Source organism: Actinomadura sp. 9N407, from assembly GCF_044326315.1.
Classification (GTDB): Bacteria; Actinomycetota; Actinomycetes; order Streptosporangiales; family Streptosporangiaceae; genus Spirillospora.
Genome location: NZ_JBIRAW010000042.1, coordinates 1 through 17534 on the forward strand (window position 1 = coordinate 1; position 17534 = coordinate 17534).

The 17534-nt window shown below is 71.4% G+C and carries 12 protein-coding genes; 3 read left to right on the forward strand and 9 right to left on the reverse strand.

Features of this window, described 5'->3' with window-relative positions; genetic code table 11:
- Positions 1-60: 60 nt before the first annotated feature.
- Positions 61-957: an NAD(P)-dependent oxidoreductase gene (locus ACH34Q_RS41305; RefSeq protein WP_395988661.1), complete on the reverse strand. Its 897-nt coding sequence runs from the start codon at positions 955-957 to the stop codon at positions 61-63.
- Positions 958-999: 42 nt separating this feature from the next.
- On the opposite strand from ACH34Q_RS41305, the gene ACH34Q_RS41310 reads away from it, so the two are divergent.
- Positions 1000-1494, forward strand: a complete 495-nt coding sequence (locus ACH34Q_RS41310; protein WP_395988662.1) for a MerR family transcriptional regulator — start codon at positions 1000-1002, stop codon at positions 1492-1494.
- Here ACH34Q_RS41310 and ACH34Q_RS41315 read toward each other — a convergent pair.
- Both ACH34Q_RS41315 and ACH34Q_RS41320 read right to left on the reverse strand, forming a co-directional pair.
- Entirely contained in the window at positions 1491-2366 is an 876-nt protein-coding gene (locus ACH34Q_RS41315; RefSeq protein ID WP_395988663.1) for an NAD(P)H-binding protein, read from the reverse strand. The two genes, ACH34Q_RS41310 and ACH34Q_RS41315, sit on opposite strands and share 4 nt — an antisense overlap.
- Before the next feature lie 118 nt (positions 2367-2484).
- Entirely contained in the window at positions 2485-3579 is a 1095-nt protein-coding gene (locus tag ACH34Q_RS41320) for a hypothetical protein (protein WP_395988664.1), read from the reverse strand.
- 461 nt (positions 3580-4040) lie between these two features.
- Between ACH34Q_RS41320 and ACH34Q_RS41325 the strand changes: the two genes are divergently transcribed.
- Positions 4041-6263 carry a protein kinase gene (locus tag ACH34Q_RS41325; RefSeq protein WP_395988665.1) on the forward strand — a complete coding sequence of 741 codons (2223 nt, stop codon included), beginning with the start codon at positions 4041-4043 and terminating at the stop codon, positions 6261-6263.
- Positions 6264-6278: 15 nt separating this feature from the next.
- On the forward strand, positions 6279-7796 hold the full coding sequence (locus ACH34Q_RS41330) for a serine/threonine-protein kinase (RefSeq protein ID WP_395988666.1): 1518 nt from the start codon (positions 6279-6281) through the stop codon (positions 7794-7796).
- Positions 7797-7923: 127 nt separating this feature from the next.
- Here ACH34Q_RS41330 and ACH34Q_RS41335 read toward each other — a convergent pair whose 3' ends face one another.
- The 6 genes from ACH34Q_RS41335 to ACH34Q_RS41360 all read right to left on the reverse strand — a co-directional run bounded on the left by ACH34Q_RS41335 (position 7924) and on the right by ACH34Q_RS41360 (position 17496).
- Positions 7924-9201 (reverse strand): RNA polymerase sigma factor, encoded by a 1278-nt coding sequence (locus ACH34Q_RS41335; RefSeq protein WP_395988667.1) that lies wholly within the window; start codon positions 9199-9201, stop codon positions 7924-7926.
- Positions 9201-9539 (reverse strand): YciI family protein, encoded by a 339-nt coding sequence (locus tag ACH34Q_RS41340; RefSeq protein WP_395988669.1) that lies wholly within the window; start codon positions 9537-9539, stop codon positions 9201-9203. Before ACH34Q_RS41340 ends, ACH34Q_RS41335 begins: the two co-directional genes overlap by 1 nt.
- A 92-nt stretch (positions 9540-9631) precedes the next feature.
- The gene (locus tag ACH34Q_RS41345) at positions 9632-12958 is read right to left on the reverse strand and encodes a DUF4132 domain-containing protein (protein ID WP_395988670.1); all 3327 of its coding nucleotides are present in this window, start codon (positions 12956-12958) and stop codon (positions 9632-9634) included.
- A gap of 19 nt (positions 12959-12977) precedes the next feature.
- The gene (locus tag ACH34Q_RS41350; RefSeq protein WP_395988671.1) at positions 12978-13448 is read right to left on the reverse strand and encodes a DUF6463 family protein; all 471 of its coding nucleotides are present in this window, start codon (positions 13446-13448) and stop codon (positions 12978-12980) included.
- On the reverse strand, positions 13417-14031 hold the full coding sequence (locus ACH34Q_RS41355) for a TetR/AcrR family transcriptional regulator (RefSeq protein ID WP_395988672.1): 615 nt from the start codon (positions 14029-14031) through the stop codon (positions 13417-13419). Before ACH34Q_RS41355 ends, ACH34Q_RS41350 begins: the two co-directional genes overlap by 32 nt.
- A gap of 84 nt (positions 14032-14115) precedes the next feature.
- Positions 14116-17496: a DUF4132 domain-containing protein gene (locus tag ACH34Q_RS41360; protein ID WP_395988673.1), complete on the reverse strand. Its 3381-nt coding sequence runs from the start codon at positions 17494-17496 to the stop codon at positions 14116-14118.
- Between the last annotated feature and the right edge of the window lie 38 nt (positions 17497-17534).

Genomic DNA, 17534 nt, shown 5'->3' on the forward strand with positions numbered 1-17534 from the left:
TGGGGGGGTGTTCGCTTTTTGGGGGTTTGGCAAAGGCCAACACGCCACGAGTCAACCGTTTCAGCGAGCGGCCTTCTTGAAGATCTCGAAGAGGGCCATGTAGTTGTCGCTGCCGTGGCCCTCGGCGACCGCCCGTTCGGCCATCTCCTTCATCAGCCGGGGTTGGGCGGAGTGGACGCCCTGCTCCACGCTGGTACGGGTGATGTGCTCGAGTGCGTTGACGTTCATCTCCATCGTGCCCGCGTCACCGGGGTAGATGCCCTGGTCCAGGTCGGCGGCCTGCTCGGCGAGGACCGAATCCACCACGGTCGGCATGAACCAGCCGAAGGCGAGTTCGGCGAACGTGACCGCGGGAACACCGGCGGAGCCGACCAGGGCGGCGGCGTGCAGGTAGCCGTTGACGGTCGCGTACATCATTTCGAGCAGCGCCGTGTTGTACAGCACCGCCAGACCGGGGTCGGGCCCCAGGTGCCGGGGATCGCCCAGAGTCGCCAGCGTCGTCCGGTGCTCGTCGAAGACGTCCTGCGGACCGCTGTACAGGAAGACGGCGTCGGGTTCCCCCACCTGGAACGGGGGGACCATGATCGCGCCATCGAGGTACGCGGCGCCGCGCTCGGTCGCCCAGTCCAGAGCCGCGCCGGCCTCTCGCGGCGTACCGGAATTGAGGTTCACCAAGGTGCGGCCCCGCAGCCCGTCGCGTACGGGATCGAGGATCGCGTACATGGCCGGGTAGTCCTTGAGGCAGATGATCGTGATGGGGCTGGCGGCCACCGCCTCCGTGACGGTCGCCGCGCGGACGGCCCCCTGGCCGACGAGGCCGTCGGCCTTCTGCGGGGTCCGGTTCCAGACGGTGAGCGGATGTCCTCGCTTCACAAGCGCCTCGGCGAGCGCCGTTCCCATCGGGCCCAGGCCGAGGACGGTGACCGGAGCGTGTGCGGAGAAATGCTGATGTGTCATGCGGAATAGGCTGGACCCTGACACTGGCGTGAGAGTCAAGCCGTGAGAGTCGACTCGGGGGACCACTCGGACATGCGGATCGGAGAACTGTCCCGGCGGACCGGGGCCAGCGTGCGGTCGTTGCGCTACTACGAGGAGCAGGGCCTGCTGGCCCCGGAGCGGCAGGCGAGCGGTTACCGCGAGTACCGGGACGAGGACGCGGTCACCGTTCGAGGGATCCGCCTCATGCTCGCCGCCGGTCTGAACACCACCACGATCGCCGAGTTGCTGCCCTGCATGATCGACGACGGCCAGGGCCTCACGCCGGGGTGCCTCGGCCTCGTCCCCGACCTGCGTCGGGAACGGGAACGGCTCACCGCCGCCATGGACGAACTCATGGCCGCTCGCGACACCCTGGACACCATCATCGGCGCCCCAGTGCCCTCAGCCGGTGCGGTGCCTTCAGTCGGCGCGGTGCTCTCCGAGGGCGCGGTGCCCTCAGCCGGTGTGGTGCCTTCGACCGGCGATGAGGAGACTTGCGAGGTCGGCCGTCCCTAGCGCTCCATGAGTGGGCGCAGGTGTGCGTAGGCCCAGGCGGCGAGGGTGGTCGGGGTCGTGGTGATCAGGTCGCGTGGCTGTTCGGGTACGAGGTCGCGCGTACCGGCGGTCATGCCGACGATCCCTTCGACGGCGCCGGGCGGCATCCCGGCCGAGCGCAGTGCGGCGCGCACGTCGTCGTCGGTGACGACCTGGAGCCGGATCGGGCGGCCCAGCGCTCCGGTGAGGATCTCCGTGACCTGCGTGTACGTGAGGTCCTCGGGGCCGTGCACCGCCTGGACGTTCCGGCCGTGCCAGCTGTCGCTGAGCAGCCGGGCCGCGACGACGTCGCCGATGTCGCGGGGGTCGACCCACGGCATCGGGCTGTCGGGCGCCGCTGTCGTCATCAGGACGCCGTTCGCCAGGCCGTCGAGGTCGAGCAGCAGGTTCGTGAAGAAGTAGCCGCAGCGGAGGTGGAGGACGTCGGCGCCGGTGCCGTCGAGTTCCTCCTCGATCCTGGCGAGGCCGTCGATATGGCCGGCTCCGTGCCGCTTCTCGGCGCCGACGCTGCTCAGCAGGACGACCCGTGCGACGTCGCCGGCCCTGGCGGCATCCGCGAGGGCGGCCGCGGTCCGTTGCGAGGTCTCGATCGGGTTCTCGGACGTGTGCGGGGTCGGGTCCACCCAGAAGACCGTCCGGACTCCGGCCAGCGCCTTGCGGACGAACGCGGCGTCGGTCAGGTCGCCCTGCTCCACGTCGACGCGTTCGCGGGTCGCGTCGTCCGGGCGTGCCGGGTCGCGGACGAGGACGCGCGGCCGGACGCCCGCCTGCAGCAGCAGGCGGACCACGCGCGATCCCACGTTCCCGGTCGGGGTGGTGACGGCTATGGACATCTGTCTCTCCTTGAGGCTGGCCCTGCTCGAGTCGGCTTTCCGTCACCGTACGAACGAATGCGGACAGGGTCTGACCGCCTTCACTCCGGGCCTGTTCGAGCTACGGCATCCCGCTGTCTCACCCCGCCGTTCGGGGAGCCGGGGCGGCGCAGATCGGGCGGGTACGGGCCGCGTACGAGCGGGCGGCGACGATGAGGCCGATCCCCAGCCCGGCGAACGCCAGGCCGCCGAACTCGATCATCCAGGCCAGTCCCGTACCGGTGAAACCGCCCGACGGCTCGGGCGCCGGCAGTACGCCGACCGCGCTGAGCGGCGCGTAGAGGGTGAGCCCCGTCCCGTACACCGACAGGCTCGCGGCGATCGTCCAGGCCGGGATCAGGGGCAGGAGCCGCGGCACCCGCCGCCGGGAGAGGAACGGCATCCAGCGGGGGAACGCCATGCCCCACCGGTACATCAGGCCGAGGAGCAGGAAGATCGCGAGCATCGCGGCCAGGACGGTGACATCGATCCCCACGGACGCGAGCGCCTTCGCGGGGCCTGGGGCATCGGCGTTGGCGTCGCGCCACTGTTCGGCGCTGACGCCGAGCGCGTCGCCGCCGAGCGTCCAGATGGTCTTGACGCCTGCCCACGGCACGATGCCGCACATCAGCGCGTAGACCACCACCCGGGTACGCCGCGAGGCGAACGAGGCCGAAGGGTGCGTGAGCCGGCCGCCCCGGGGGTGTTCGTGGGCCTGGCCGCAGCGTGCGCACGTGCCGCGCAGGCGGCGACGGTACGTCACCACGCTGAGAGTCAGGAGGGCGACGTTTCCCGCGTTGAGCAGGACATGGGCCAGGCCCGTGGCGCTTTCCACTCCCGCGCCGGACAGCAGCGTCACGAAATGGAGCGGCAGGCCGATCATTCCCGGCACGAAGATCGGGATGGTCGCGGCGATCAGCACGTTTCCGGATCTGGCCGGACGCCTCGTACCGGACAGGCAGGCCGCGGCGGCCAGGACGGCGATCAGGGCGAGGCCGAACTGGACCATTGGTGCGTAATGGCTGTGCGCGGTCCAGGGGACGGCGGTGCCCGTCGCCGCCCAGATGACCTGGACGACGGCGTGCAGCACGCCCCAGATCGCGGCCGCGAACGGCGTCCAGACCGGCCAGGCGGCCCACCGGCCGGGGCGGGCCCGCCGGGGCCGTCGCGGCGCCGGGCTGAGAGTAGCGGTCATGGGCGGGCCCTCCAGAACGGCCCGGAAGCGGAAGCGCGCGCCGGGTCCGTTGCGAAGATCCCAGCCGGACGGGAACGCGATCATCGCCCGCGAGCGGGAACCGGCTCCCCCGGACGGGGGAAATCCGCCACCGCCCGCACGCCCGCCGCTCCTGAAGGAAATGGTCAGGAACTGCTCGGGCGAAAAGCTGCACGAAGCCATCACCGAAAATCGGCGGCTTGATCGTCTCCGGCCGTAGATCTTTACCGGGTCGTAGATCTTTTGCGGGCCGAAATGGCTCCCCGACTAAGATCATATTCCGCGACCGAAAGTGGACGGAGAATGCGGTATTCGCTCCTGCCACTTGACCCTTGAATTTTTTGGCGCTGCACTGGTGAAGCTCGAACACGGGGGCGAGCCGGGGCATATCCATGCGGTTATAGATCGCGTTTACGGGGCCTTCTCGAGTCAGGGGGCAAGGGATGAGTACGTGGCGGCTGGACGGCTTCACCGAGGTCGGGGAGCTGGGTTCGGGGGCGCAGGGCCGGGTGGTGCTGGCCCGGCGCGGCGACTCGGACGCCTTTGTGGCGATCAAGTACGTGACCGGCGACCGGACGCGCGTTCCGGCCCAGCACGAGGCGCGGCTCATGGCGTCGGTCGACGACGAGCATGTCGCCCGCCTGTACGAGCTGGTCGAACGGCCGGACGGCGTGGCGATGGTCATGGAGGCCGTCGAGGGCGTCTCGCTGAAGCGGCTGCTGCACGCGCACCGGACGCTCGAACCCGAGGCCGCGCTGCGGGTGCTGAAGGGATCCCTGCTGGGCCTGGCCGCCGCGCACGCGGTCGGCGTGGTGCACCGCGACTACAAGCCCGCGAACGTGATCGTCCAGGCCGATGGGACCAGCAAGCTCATCGACTTCGGTACCGCGACGATGATGGGGCACCGGTCGCTTTCCGGGACGCCCGCGTACATGGCCCCGGAGCAGTGGAACGGCGATCCGGCGACCCCGGCCACGGACGTCTACGCGGCGACCTGCGTGTTCTACGAATGCGTGGCCGGGCGGCCGCCGTACGGCGGCGACAACGACATGGTGCTGATGGCCCAGCACGCCACTGCGGCACCGCCGATCTCGGGCGTGCCCGAGCCGCTGCGCGGGCTGGTCGCGCACGGCATGGCCAAGGACCCCGCGCTGCGTCCCGGTGACGCCGCGGAGTTCGTCCGCGAGCTGGAAGAGGCCGCGCGCGCCGCGTACGGCGAGGACTGGGAGCGCCGCGGGCTGCTGTTCCTCGCCTCAGCGGCGGGCGCGCTGGCGGCGATGTTCCCGCAGGTCGTCGCCACCGGTACGGCCGGCAGCGCCATCGCGGGCAGTGCCATCGGCGGCAGCGCCATCGGCCACAGCAGCCTCGGGGCGAGTGTCGTACGGGGCGGACGGCATGCGGGCAAGCTCAGCCGCTTGCAGGTCTTCGGTACGGTCGCGGTCGCCTCCGCGGTGGTCGTCGGTGCCGCCACCTTGGCGCTCGTCTTCACCAACGCCACCGACAAGGAACCGATCGCGCTCGCCAAGCCCCAGCCGTCGGCGGCGCCCTCCGTACCCCCGGCCGACACTCCCACGCCGGAACCGTCCGAGCCTCCGGCCGACCCGTCACCGGCCGTCGAGACCCCGAGCCCGGCACCGAGCACGCCGGCCACTCCCGGCACGTCGGGCACTCCGGCGCCGGGTACGGCCGGTCCGGTCGACGGACCAGGGCCGGTCAGCCCGCCGGAACCGAGCCCGGCGCCAACGGTCGCAGGCCCGACCACCGCACCTCCGACCACGGCGCCCCCGACCACAGCGCCTCCGACCACGGAGCCGCCGCCTCCGGCGTGCCCGCGCGTGACGCAGGCGGCGCAGGCGTTCGGGCCCGTGGACGTGGGAGGCACGGCCACGCGGGACATCCCGATCGAGTGGAACGGCTGCTATGACGCCTCCGCGATCAGGATCGACGGAGCGGCGGCGTTCCGGTCGTCGACGACCTGCCCGCCCGCGTCCGGGACGGCCTGCACGGTCACCGTGACGTACAACCCGACGAACACGACCAGCGACACCGGCACCCTGATCGTTCCGGACCAGGACGGGGAGGCCGCGGTGACCGTACCGCTCACGGGCACGGCCGTGGCCGCCGACTGCTTCCCCTACCAGCAGGCGCACGATCTCGGTGAGGTCGTCGTCGGGCGGACGGCGGAAGGCGCGTTCACCTATCCCTGGCGCGTGTGCGACGACGAGCAGAACATGCGCGTCGTCGGCGGGGAAGGGCAGTTCGCGGTGACGCTGACCGCGTGCCCGCCGGCGAGCGATGGCGGGCCGTGCGGCTTCACGGTGCGGTTCACCCCGAGGAGCGCCGGGCCGCAGACGGCCACGATGGTCATCATGAGCGACGAGGGCGGACGGGCCGTGGACATCACGCTCACCGGTACGGGAGTGGGCGCCGGAACGGAGGCGCCCGCGCCCGAGTCGACCGGCACCGCCGATTCCGAGCCCGAGTCCACGACTCCGAAGCCCACGCCGACGCCGTCGGAGAAGCCGAAGGATCCGGAGCCCGAGCCGTCCGGTCCCAAGCCGCAGCCCGAGCCGTCCAAGCCCGAGCCGTCCGGACAGGCCACCACTCCGCCGCCGTCCGTACCGGAGCAGGCCCCGCAGGCCAAGGCATCGCCGACGGCGACCTGACCAGGGAGGACCCGGATGGAAACGGGAGACCTGCCCGCCCGGGCCACGCCGCCGCGGCCCGACGATCCGCGCACGATCGGGCCGTACGCGGTGGTCGGATCGCTCGGCGGCGGCGGGATGGGCAGGGTCTTCCTCGGCCGCGGTACGGACGGCGCGCTCGTCGCGATCAAGGTGGTCCGGGACGAGCTGGCCGGCGACCCGGAGTTCCGGGCCCGCTTCCGGCGGGAGGCGCACAGCGCGATGCGGGTTCCCCGGTTCTGTACGGCCGAGGTGATCGCGGCGGACCCTGGCGCGCCCGAGCCGTACCTGGTCACCGAGTACATCGACGGGCCCACCCTCGAGGAGTCGGTGCAGTCGGGAGGGCCGCTGCGTGGCGCCGACCTGGACCAGCTCGGTGTCAGCATCGCGGCGGCCCTCGTCGGCATTCACGCGGCCGGGATCATCCACCGTGATCTCAAGCCCGCCAACGTGCTGCTGTCGCGGGTGGGCGCGCGCGTCATCGACTTCGGGGTCGCGGGCGCGGTCGACGCGACCCGGCTGACCGGGGACGGCATGATCCACGGAACCCCCGCCTACATGGCACCCGAGCAGCTCCAAGCGCACCCGGTGCCCGCGTCGGACGTGTTCGCCTGGGGCGGGGTCATGCTGTACGCGGCGACCGGCCGCCGCCCGTTCGGCGGGGCCACGCTGCCGGTGATGGCCATCAGGATCATGCAGGAGGAGCCCGATCTCACCGGCCTGACGGGTGTCATGTACGAGGCCGTCGCGGCCGCGCTCAGCAAGGACGCCGCCCATCGCCCGTCCCCGGCCGGACTCCTCGAACTGCTCGGCGTGGCCGCCGCCGACACGGGCCGTCCAGACACAGGCCATGCAGACACGGGCCATGCCGTACGCACGCGGCTCGATCTCCACGCGCCCTTGGCGACACGCGTCAACCCGATGTCTCCGCACCGGCCTCCCGCCGAGCCACCTCCAGACTCCGCCGCCGTCGGCCCGACGCTTCCTGGGAACGGGTCGTCCAACGGCGGCCACAACACCGAGGCGCTGCCCGAGTGGTGGCAGACCACCTGGACACCGCCGCCACCGAAGTCGCGTGCGCGCAGGCGCCGTCGGCGATGGGCGCTGTGGACGCTGACCGTACTGGTGAGCGCCGGTCTCATCGGTGCCGCCGCCGGATGGTCCCTACGGGAGGAACGGTCGCCGGACTTCGTGGTCACCGGCGTGAACGTGCACGCCGACGAAGGCGAACTGGGCTGCGATTCCCAGGTCGATGTGACCGGCGTCCTGTCCACGAACGGGGCGTCCGGACGGATCGTCTACCAGTGGAAGCGCAGCGACCAGAAGGCCCCGGACCCGCCCCGCGAGCAGGAGATGCCCGAGGGCCAGGAGCAGGCGGCCGTCCACCTCACCTGGGACATCGAGGGCCCCGGGACGCGCACGTTCACCGCCACGCTGACCGTCCTGAACGGCACGGCTTCGACCAGCACGGGGATCCAGGATTCGACGTCCTTCCGATACTCCTGCAAAGAGTGATCAGCGGTCAGGACCCGAGTGATTCAGACGGTCGAAGCGACCCTCGCCGGTACGGGGGCCTCGGCGTGGTTGATCCCTGGCGCCGCGTGCGGCGATCTTCTCCACCCGGGATCCGGTGCTGCGCGGGTCAGTCCCAGTTGAGGCGGTGCTCGAGGAGGGCCTGCTCGGCGGGGTTGGCGGTCAGGGCGAGGGCGCGCTGGTCGGCGGTCCGGGCCAGGTCGTGGCGGCCGAGGGCGCGGAGGAGTTCGGCGCGGGTGGCGTGCAGGAGGGGATAGCGGTCGAGAGCGTCCCGTTCCCGGTCGAGCGCGGCGAGGGCGGCTTCCGGGCCCGCGTGGTGGTGCAGGGCGATGGCGCGGTGCAGCCGGGTGACGGGTGAGGGGGCCAGGGCGAGCAGCATGTCGTACAGCACCACGATCTGGTACCAGTCGGTGTCGTCCCAGGTGGGGGCCTCGGCGTGGCAGGCGACGATGGCGGCCTGGAGCTGGTACGGGCCGGGCCGGTGGTGGGTGGCGGCGCGCTCGATCAGGACGGTGGCGCGGGCGATGGCGTCGTGGTCCCAGGCGGTACGGTCCTGGTCGCGCAGCAGGACCAGGCCGCCGGCGGGGTCGAAGCGGGCGGTGACGCGGGCCTGGTGGAGCCGGATCAGGGCGAGCAGGCCGAGCACCTCGGGCTGGCGCGGCATCAGCCAGGCGAGCTGGGCGGCGAGCCACTCGGCGTCGTCGGCCAGGTCGCGGGCCTGCGGCCGGTCGCCCGCGCTGGTCAGGTAACCCTCGTTGAACAGCAGGTAGATGACGGCCAGGACCTGGTCGAGCCGCTCGGGCAGCTCGGAATCGGGCGGGATCCGGTACGGGATCCCCGCGTCGGTGATCTTGCGCTTGGCGCGGGTGATGCGCTGGGCCACGGTGGTCTCGGGGACCAGGAACGCGGCGGCGATCTGGGCGGTGGTCAGCCCGCACACCGTGCGCAGGGTGAGCGCGATCCGGGCGGCGGGCGGCAGCGCGGGATGGCAGCAGGTGAAGACCAGCTTCAGCCGGTCGTCGGGCTCGCTCTGGACGGGCCAGCTCAGCTGGGCCAGCTTGTCGCGGTAGCTCGACTGCCGGCGCAGCACGTCCAGGCCGCGGCGGCGGGCGACGGTCAGCAGCCAGGCGTCGGGATGCTCCGGGACGCCCTCCTCCGGCCAGCTCCGCAGCGCGGTCTCGATGGCGTCCTGCAGGACGTCCTCGGCGGCGGCGAAGTCGCCGAGGACGCGGACCAGGCAGGAGGCCAGCCGGCCCGCGTGCTCGCGCACCACGCGGGCCAGCTCTCCATGGACGTCAGCAGGGACGTCAGCAGGGGCACCGGCAGGGACGGCGCCATGGACGTCCGTGGAGTCATCGGGGTTCTCGGTCATCACCTGCTCCGTCATCACATGATGGGGCGGACCTCGACGATGGGGCAGGCGGGCCAGTCGCGGGCGATGGCGAGGGCCGCGTCCAGATCGGGGACCTCCACCTCGGCGTAACCGGCGACGACCTCCTTGCCCTCGATGAACGGACCGTCGGTGACGATCGACTCACCGCCCTCCTGCCGCAGCGTGGTCGCGGTGTGGGCGGGCTGCAGGTGCGCGTGGTGGGTGATGGCGGCCGCATGGGCGGCGAACCACTGCGCCACCTCCTCATAGGCCGCCTGCAGCTCCTCCTCGTTCTTGGCCGCGAGTTCCTTGTTGTACTGCTCGGTCACGATGAACATCAGCACGTATTTCATGGCCACCTCCTTGCCCCCTAGACGAACGGCCCCTTCCCTTATACGACACCTCCCTTACGGGACCTCGCTTACGACACCTCAGGCTGGTCAGATCAGGGGATGGAGATCCGGGTGAGGTCGTGGACGGCCTCGCTGAAGGTGATCGGGTCGATCTCACCGAGGGGGAGCGCGTTCACGGGCTCGGGACCGGGTGTGGTGCCGGCCCAGACGGCGGTGTAGGTCTGGCCGTCCTCCTCCCCGTAGCCGCCCAGGCCCGGGCTGATGTCGACGACGAGGTGGCGGCCGGCGGGGTCGCGCCGGGCGAGCCACGAACCGTGCCGCTCGTACCCGGAGTCGGAGCTCCAGCGCCCGAACGTCAGGCTCTTGACCTTGCTGGACGGGGCGATGCGGCCGTGCAGGCGTTCGAGCCGGGTCGCGGTGCGTTCCTCGTCGGTGAGGGTGTGGACGGGCCGTCCGAGCTGCGCGAACGGCTGCAGGATCTCGTAGTCGGCGAAGACCTCCGTCCAGGTGGCGAGCGCCTCGCCCAGGACGATCGGGTGGGGGATGCCGATCCGGGACGACGCGGATGGGACGAACGCGTCATCGTCAGCGTCGGCGAACGTGCGGTCTTCGGCGACCCGGAACGGGGTGATGCCCTCGTCGGTCTCGGCGAGCCAGACCAGCCGCCGGACGATGTGCCACAGCAGCGGGTGCTGCAGGAAGACGTCCCGGAACTCCGCCAAGGTCCAGCGCCGGCCCCCGACCATCGCCGATTCCAGCCGCTTGATCTCGCCTTCGGCGACCGTACGGACGTCCTTCTTCAATCCCGCGAAGAGCGTGTGGGCTGCGGGTGCGAGAACGGGATCGTCGGAAGGACCCGGCTTGGGGAGGCTCTGGCGCCGCTCGCCGTTCTCTTCGGCGACGCTGTTCTCTTCGACGACACCGTTCTCTTCGGCGACGCTGTGCTTCTCGAACACGCTGTGCTTCTCGAATACATAGGGCTTGAGTTGCTCATCGAAGCCGACCTCGAAGCGGCGCGGGCCGTAGTCGAAGCTCATCCTGCCTTCCGCGTCCAGGCCGAAGTCGGGAACGGCCCGGTCCGCGAGCTGGTCCTGCGTCAGGCCGCGGGCTTCGGCGATCTCGTCGATGCGCGCCAGTGCCTTGGCCTTCAGGCCCTTGGACGTGCCCTTGCGGGCGAGCGTGTGGAGGTGGGTCAGCGCGACGTCCGAGCCGATCTCCGCGAGCGCCTCCATACCGGTCACCGCCCTGGCGGTGCCGTTCTTGCCCGGCCAGAGCTGGATCAGTGGACTGAGCCTGCGCACGGTGGTGTCGTCGCCGAGCAGCCCGAGCTGGGTCAGCGCCCAGTTGTCCTTGGCCACCGCACCGCAGCCCTGCCAGTGCAGGAACACCGCCCAGGAGAACTCGGTCAGCGATACCGGATCGCACAGCTCGCGGACGGTGTCGAGCCCCGCGTACACCTCGCCGGGCCTGGACATGGCGAGCATGGTCAGCAGATGCCCGGTCGCGGTGGCGGGCAGGGCGCGCTCCCGGCCGCGCATCAGGATCTGCGGGAGCTGGGACGGGCCGATCCAGCTGAGTTTGGGGATGCGGGCGGGCAGGACCTCCAGCGGATCCAGAGCGAGGAGGGTCGCGACGGCCGGTCCGGCGGTTCCGGCTGCCTTGATGACCATTTCGGCGCCGTGCTGGGCGGCCAGCAGCCGTAGCGCTCCTTCGGCGGCGCGCCGTTCCGGACCGGCTTTGCCGAACGCGTCCGGGAGAAGTAGCGGAACCGTCGCGGCGCCGTGCCGCTGGAACCAGCGGCGCGCGATCGTCCGGGCGCTCTTGAGCCGCGCCAGCCAGCGCGTCATGGCCCTGGCCACCTCGGCATCGAAGTAGGGCAGGAGTATGTCGCCATTGTGGGCGGGGGAGTGCGTGGCCACTCGCAGGGCCAGCGGCAGCGCGTCAAGGCCGGACCGCACCACGACGGGAGGCATCCAGGACGGCGCCCACCCCAAGGCATCGGGCGCCCACTCGGTCAGGACGGTGTCCCAGTCGATCTTTGGCTCCGTGGTCCACGCCGGCGGCGGGTACTCGTAGACGCTTTCCCAGGCCTGGCGCTCGCCCGGCTCCCACCGCATCGATGGCTCCGGCAACGGTGGCAACTCCGGCGCGGACGCCTTGCCCTTGGCCTTCGTACGGCGCGTCCACGGCGGCTCGACCAGCAGCGATGGCAGCTCCTCGGCCTCCGGTACGGCGGCGCGCGGCATGAGGGGCTCGAGCAGCTTCCGGGTCTCGGCGGGCAGCGCGTTCACCTGGCCGGGGTCGGCGCGGAGCCGGGCCCGGAGCATCCCCGAGACGATCGGCGCGGCCGTGCCGCCGTTCGCCGTGATCGGCGCGAGGAGCCGCATCGCCCGTACGGGAAACCGGTCCATCGCCGGACGCAGCGCGGCGTCGGCGTCCTTCTGGCCGATCCGTCCTGCCAGGCTCTGCAACGCCTCGTCGGCGGGAAGCACCGACAGCGCCCTGAGCAGATCATTGCGGGCACCGAGGTCCTCGTCGTCGAACTGGTACCAGAGTGCCCCGTTGATGAAGGGGACGATGGCCGGCCCCGCCCCGTCCACCAAGGTGGCGATGACGTCGGAACGCGACACGCGCCAGAACAGCCACATGGACGTGCTGATGACCCGCTGGATCTGCGCCGTAGTGGAGACGAAGCAGTGGACCAGCACCTGTTCCGGCCCGGCGGGATACTCGAGCTCGCCGACGCACTCGTCCGCCCAGCCCAGCTCGGTGGGCACGAGGTAGGAGACGACCAGGCGCTGGTGCCGCTGGCCGCGCTGCCCGGCCAGCCGTTCCACGGCTTCCCGGTACTCATCGTCGGTCGAGGTTGCCAGCAGCGTCCGGAGCCGGCGCATGACCGTCTCCTCGATCCACCACCGGCTGGAAGCGTGCAGGTCGACGGCGGCGAACAGGAACCCGCCGTTGCGCCACTTCTCGTCGGCCGTGGTGTCGGCGGCGGGCGTTCCGGGAGACGGCCGTCGCGGCGGGATGCGGCCGAGGCGGAGCCGGCAGACGCTCGCGAACGCGCAAGCGGCGAAGGCCAGGCCGTGCTCGTCGGCCCAGGCGTCGACGAAGGCCGTCCAATGGTCGGCGGCGACCTTCTCCCGTTCGACGAGGGCGGTGGCGACGGCCGCCGCGCCCAGCGGGTCCGGCTCGCCGCGCAGCCATGCCCGTACCGAATCGGCCAGTTCCGGCTCGGTGTGCGGATGGGCCGCCATCACTTCGATCAGCGGCCGGGCCGTCCCGGTCAGCTCCCGTACGAGGCGTACGGCGTCCGGGTCCACCTGGACGGGCTCGGCGGGCGGCGTACCGCCGCGCCGAGGATGCACCCGTGCCCGCCACTCGGCGGGTATTACCAGGACGTTCTCATCCGTGCTCATGCCCGAAAGGTACGGGTGATCACCGACGATCGGCGGCGCCGCGCCGCGAGACCAGCGTGAGCGCGCCGAGCACCAGCAGCATCCAGCCGCCCGAGTCGGGCAGCACGACGACCATGGTGCCGCCGATGCCGACGAGGTAGAGGGCGATCTGGAGCGGGATGCGGCCGGTCGCGCGCACCTCCTTGAGGGCGAACGTACCGAACCCCAGCAGGCCGATGCCCGCGTAGAAGAACCACACGGCCGCCTCCCGTTCGGCGTCCTTCTCGATCCCGTTGAAGACGCCCGCGTCGACGATGTCGCCCCAAGCGCCGGACATCGTCACGAACGCGTACACGGTGTGGATGAACGCGGTGGCGATGATGCCCCACGGGATCCAGCGGGCCATCCGGTTCATGGGGGCGGTGCCGTTGGCGAGCCCGCCTTCGGCGGTACGGATCGGCGGGACGGATTCGGGGGCGTCAGTGGGCCGGATCTTGTTGTCGGGGGTCATCGGAACTCCTTTGCGAGCGGGTACGGCCGCCGCCGGCGAGCCGCATGCTGAATTCGAAGAGGCCGCGCAGTTCGGGCCCGGGGACCGGCGGGATGACGTGCGCCCCGCCGATGGTGATCAGATAGAAGAGGCTCGCCACCTGGCCGGCTTCGTCCGGGTCGTCGCTGAGCGCCAGCCAGAGGGTGCGGAGGTAGTCGATCCGGGCGTGGTCGACCCGCTCCTGGAGGGCGCGCGCCTCCGGATCCTGCTGGGCCCAGGCCCGTACCGCCACCTCGAGTTCCGGGCCGTGGCCGACGTCGGAGACGACCAGATCCATCAGCCGTTCCAGCTTGGCCATGGGAGCGGCGCCGGTGTCCTGTTCTGCGAGGTCGATGAGGCGGGTCGTGCAGACGTCCTCGATGTGGGCGAGCAGTGCGGTCTTGTAACCGCCCATCCCGCCGAAGTGGTGGTAGAAGGACCCTTTGCTCAGGCCGAGCCGCTCGGTCAGCCGCTCGATCGTGAGCGCGGGCGCGCCCTGGCCGGCCAGGATCGCCAGCCCCGCGTCCAGCCAGTCGTCCCGCTTGCTCCGCCTGCTCGTCGTCATGCCACCACCATTCCATACGGTTTGGTATGGAACGACCATACCAAACCGTATGGAATGTTCTCGCTTGGGGTGGAGAAGCAGGGGTCAGGGAGTGGAGATCCGGGTCAGGTCGTAGAGCGCCTCGCTCAGGGTGACCGGGTCGATCTCGCCGAGCGGGACCGTGCTCTCCGGCTTCGGGCCGGGAGCGGTGCCGGCCCAGATGGCCGTGTAGGTCTGCTCGTCGCCCTCCCCGTACATGTAGGTCCCCAGGCCCGGGCTGATGTTGACGACGAGGTGGCGGCCGGCGGGGTCGCGCCGGGCGATCCACGGGCCCGGGCCGTACCCGTCGTTGGCCTGCCAGTGCCCCTGCGAGAGGCCCTTGACCTTCCCGTACGGGGCGACGCGATCGATCAGGCGTTCCAGCTGCGTCGCGGTGCGCTCCTCGTCGGTGAGGGTGTGGACGGGCCGTCCGAGCTGCGCGAACGGCTGCAGGATCTCGTAGTCGGCGAAGACCTCCGCCCAGGCGGGCAGTGCCTCGCCGAGCAGGACCGGGTGAGCGATACCGATGCGGGACGAGGCGGGCGGGACGAACGCCTCGTCGCCGACGTCGGCGAACGTGCGGTCTTCGGCGACCCGGAACGGGGTGATGCCCTCGTCGGTCTCGGCGAGCCAGACCAGCCGCCGGACGATGTGCCACAGCAGCGGATGGCCGAGGAAGGCGTCCCGGAACTCCGTCGTGGTCCAGCGCCGGCCCCGGACCATCGCCGATTCCAGCCGCTTGATCTCGCCGTCGGCGATCGTGCGTACGTCCTTCTTGAGCCCGGCGAACAGCGTGTACGCGGCGGGCGCGAGGTCGGGATCATCGGATGGGCCGGGCTTCGGGAGGCTCTGGCGCCGCTTGCCGCTCCCCTCGACGACGCTGTGCTTCTCGAACACATAGGGCTTGAGTTGCTCGTCGAAGCCGACTTCGAAGCGGCGCGGGCCGTAGTCGAAGGTCATCCCGCCCTCGGCGTCCAGGCCGAAGTCGGGAACGGCCCGGTCCGCGAGCTGGTCCTGCGTCAGCCCGCGGGCTTCGGCGATCTCCTGGACCTTCGCCAGTGCCTTGGCCTTCAGGCCCTTGTACTTGCCCTTGCGGGCGAGCATGTAGAGATGGGTCAGCGCGACATCCGAACCGATCTCCGCGAGCACCTCCAGAGCGTTCACCGCCCTGGCGGTCGCACTCTCGCCCGGCCAGAGCCGGATCAGCGGAGAGAGCCGGCGCACGGTGGTGTCGTCGCCGACAAGGCCGAGCTGCGTCAGCGCCCAATTGTCCTTGGTGGGCGAGCCGGAGGCCTGCCAGTGCAGGAACACCGCCCAGGAGAACTCGGCCAGGGATACCGGATCGCACAGCTCGCGGACGGTGTCGAGCCCCGCGTACGCCTCGCCCGGCTTCGACATGGCGAGCATGGTCAGCACGTGCCCGGTCGCGGCGGCGGGCAGCGCACGCTGGCGGTTCCGGAGCAGGATCTGCGGCAGCTCGGACGGATCGACCCAGGTGAGCTTGGGGATGCGGGCGGGCAGGACCTCCAGCGGATCGAGCGCGAGCAGGGCCGTGACCGCGGGCCCCGCCTCCCCGGCCGCTTCGACGATCGCCTCGTCACCGTGCTGGGTGGCCAGCAGCCGTAGCGCGCCTTCCGCGTCGCGGCGTTCCGGCCCCGCCTTGCCGAACGCGTCCGGGAGGAGCAGCGGCACCGCGGCGGCGCCATGCCGCCGGAACCAGCGGCGGGCCGTCGTCCGGCCGCTCTTGAGCCGCGCGAACCAGCGCGCCATCGTCCGGGCCACCTCGGGACCGAAATACGGCAGCAGCATCTCACCGTGGTTGGCGGGGGAGTGCGCGGCCACCCGGGAGACCAACGGCAGCGCGTCGAGACCGAACCGCACCACGATGGGCGGCATCCACTCCCGGGCGCGCCACATGACCTTCGGTGCCCATCCCACCCAGATGACCTCCCAATCGATCTCCGGTTCCTTCGTCCAGACCGGCGGGTTCCGGGGATCGGCGCGTTCCCAGACCTCGCGCTCGCCCGGCTCCCAGTGCATCGACGGCTCCGGCATCGGGGGCGGCTCGGGCACTGCCTCCTTGGCCTTGGCCTTCGTACGGTGCTTCCACGGCGGCTGGACCAGCAGCGGCGGCAGTTCCTCGGCGTCCGGTACGGCGGCGCGCGGCAGGTGAGGTTCGATGGTCCTGCGGGTCTCGGCGGGCAGGTCGTCGGCTAGCCCGGGAGCGGCGCGCAGCCAGCGCCGCAGCAGCCCCGTCACCAGCATCGCGGACGTGGTCTCGGCCGCCGCCATCCGGCCGAGAACGCGCAGCGCCCGTGCCGGAAAGCGGTCCATCGCCGAACGCACCGCAGCATTGATGTCGTCCTCGCCGATCCGTTCCGCCAGCATCTGGATGGCCTCGTCGGACGGCAGCATCGCCAGACCCTCCAGCACCGCGCGGCGCCCTTCGGAGCCATCGCCGGGGCGCTGCGTGCCGAGGGCCCGGCCCAGGAACCGCGCGGCGGCCGGGCCGAGCGCGTGCACCATGGTGGCGACGACGTCCGGACGCGGGTCGTACCAGTACAGTCCGGCACTGCGGAGGGTGTCGGCATGGTGGGCGGTGGAGACCGAGCAGAGAAGCTGGGTGTGCCCCGCTCTGGTGAGGTGGCTCAGATCCGCGACGCACTCGTCCAGCCATTCCGGCTCGGTGGGGACGAGGTAGGAGATCGCCTGGCGCCGGGCCGCATGATCGAGGCGCTCGGCCGCGTGATCGAGGAGCTGGGCCGCATGATCGCGGTGCACGGCCAGCCGCCGGACGGACTCACGGTAGTCCTCATCGCTCGCCGTTGCCAGGAGCGTGCGAAGCCGCAGCACGAACGACCCCTCGGCCGACCATTCGCAACCACGCTCCCAGCCGCCCGCGCGCCGGATGCCGCCGTGGTGCGACTCCGGAGCGACCGGCTCGCCGGAATCGTCGACGGCGCCGACGGCGAACATGACCACGTGGTTCGAGCCGCCCATCCCCGGCGGGGGCGGCGCGAAGCCCAGACTGATTCCGCTGAGGTGGGCGAACGCCTCGGCGGCGAAGGGCAGTCCGTGCTCGCCGATCCAGGCGTCCAGGAAGGCCGCCCGCGTGTCCTCGTCCCTGAGTCCGAGCTTCTCGACGAGGACGGTGGCGACGGCCGCCGCGCCCAGCGGATCGGGCTCACCGCGCAGCCAGGCGCGGACGGCCTCGGTCATCTCCGGATGGGCGTCCCGGTGGCTCGCCATTCCCTCGATCAGCGACCGGTGCACCTCGGTCATGCCCCGTACGCGCCGTACGGCGTCCGGATCGACCCGGACGGGCGGCCCGTAGAGCGGTTCACCGCGCCGGGGGTGGACGAGCGCCAGCCACTCGTCGGGCATGACCAACTCGTCGGGCACTGGCAATTCGTCGGGCACTGCCAAGGCGTTCTCGTCCGCTGTCATGCCCCCGGACGATAAGGGTGATCACCGACATTCCGCTG

Bases quoted from the DNA above. Each gene is read 5' to 3' on its own strand.
- ACH34Q_RS41345 (WP_395988670.1), bottom strand. From the start codon at position 12,958: ATGAGCACGGATGAGAACGTCCTGGTAATACCCGCCGAGTGGCGGGCA.
- ACH34Q_RS41315 (WP_395988663.1), bottom strand. From the start codon at position 2,366: ATGTCCATAGCCGTCACCACCCCGACCGGGAACGTGGGATCGCGCGTG.
- ACH34Q_RS41325 (WP_395988665.1), top strand. From the start codon at position 4,041: ATGAGTACGTGGCGGCTGGACGGCTTCACCGAGGTCGGGGAGCTGGGT.
- ACH34Q_RS41330 (WP_395988666.1), top strand. From the start codon at position 6,279: ATGGAAACGGGAGACCTGCCCGCCCGGGCCACGCCGCCGCGGCCCGAC.
- ACH34Q_RS41320 (WP_395988664.1), bottom strand. From the start codon at position 3,579: ATGACCGCTACTCTCAGCCCGGCGCCGCGACGGCCCCGGCGGGCCCGC.
- ACH34Q_RS41350 (WP_395988671.1), bottom strand. From the start codon at position 13,448: ATGACCCCCGACAACAAGATCCGGCCCACTGACGCCCCCGAATCCGTC.
- ACH34Q_RS41355 (WP_395988672.1), bottom strand. From the start codon at position 14,031: ATGACGACGAGCAGGCGGAGCAAGCGGGACGACTGGCTGGACGCGGGG.
- ACH34Q_RS41335 (WP_395988667.1), bottom strand. From the start codon at position 9,201: ATGACGGAGCAGGTGATGACCGAGAACCCCGATGACTCCACGGACGTC.
- ACH34Q_RS41340 (WP_395988669.1), bottom strand. From the start codon at position 9,539: ATGAAATACGTGCTGATGTTCATCGTGACCGAGCAGTACAACAAGGAA.
- ACH34Q_RS41305 (WP_395988661.1), bottom strand. From the start codon at position 957: ATGACACATCAGCATTTCTCCGCACACGCTCCGGTCACCGTCCTCGGC.
- ACH34Q_RS41360 (WP_395988673.1), bottom strand. From the start codon at position 17,496: ATGACAGCGGACGAGAACGCCTTGGCAGTGCCCGACGAATTGCCAGTG.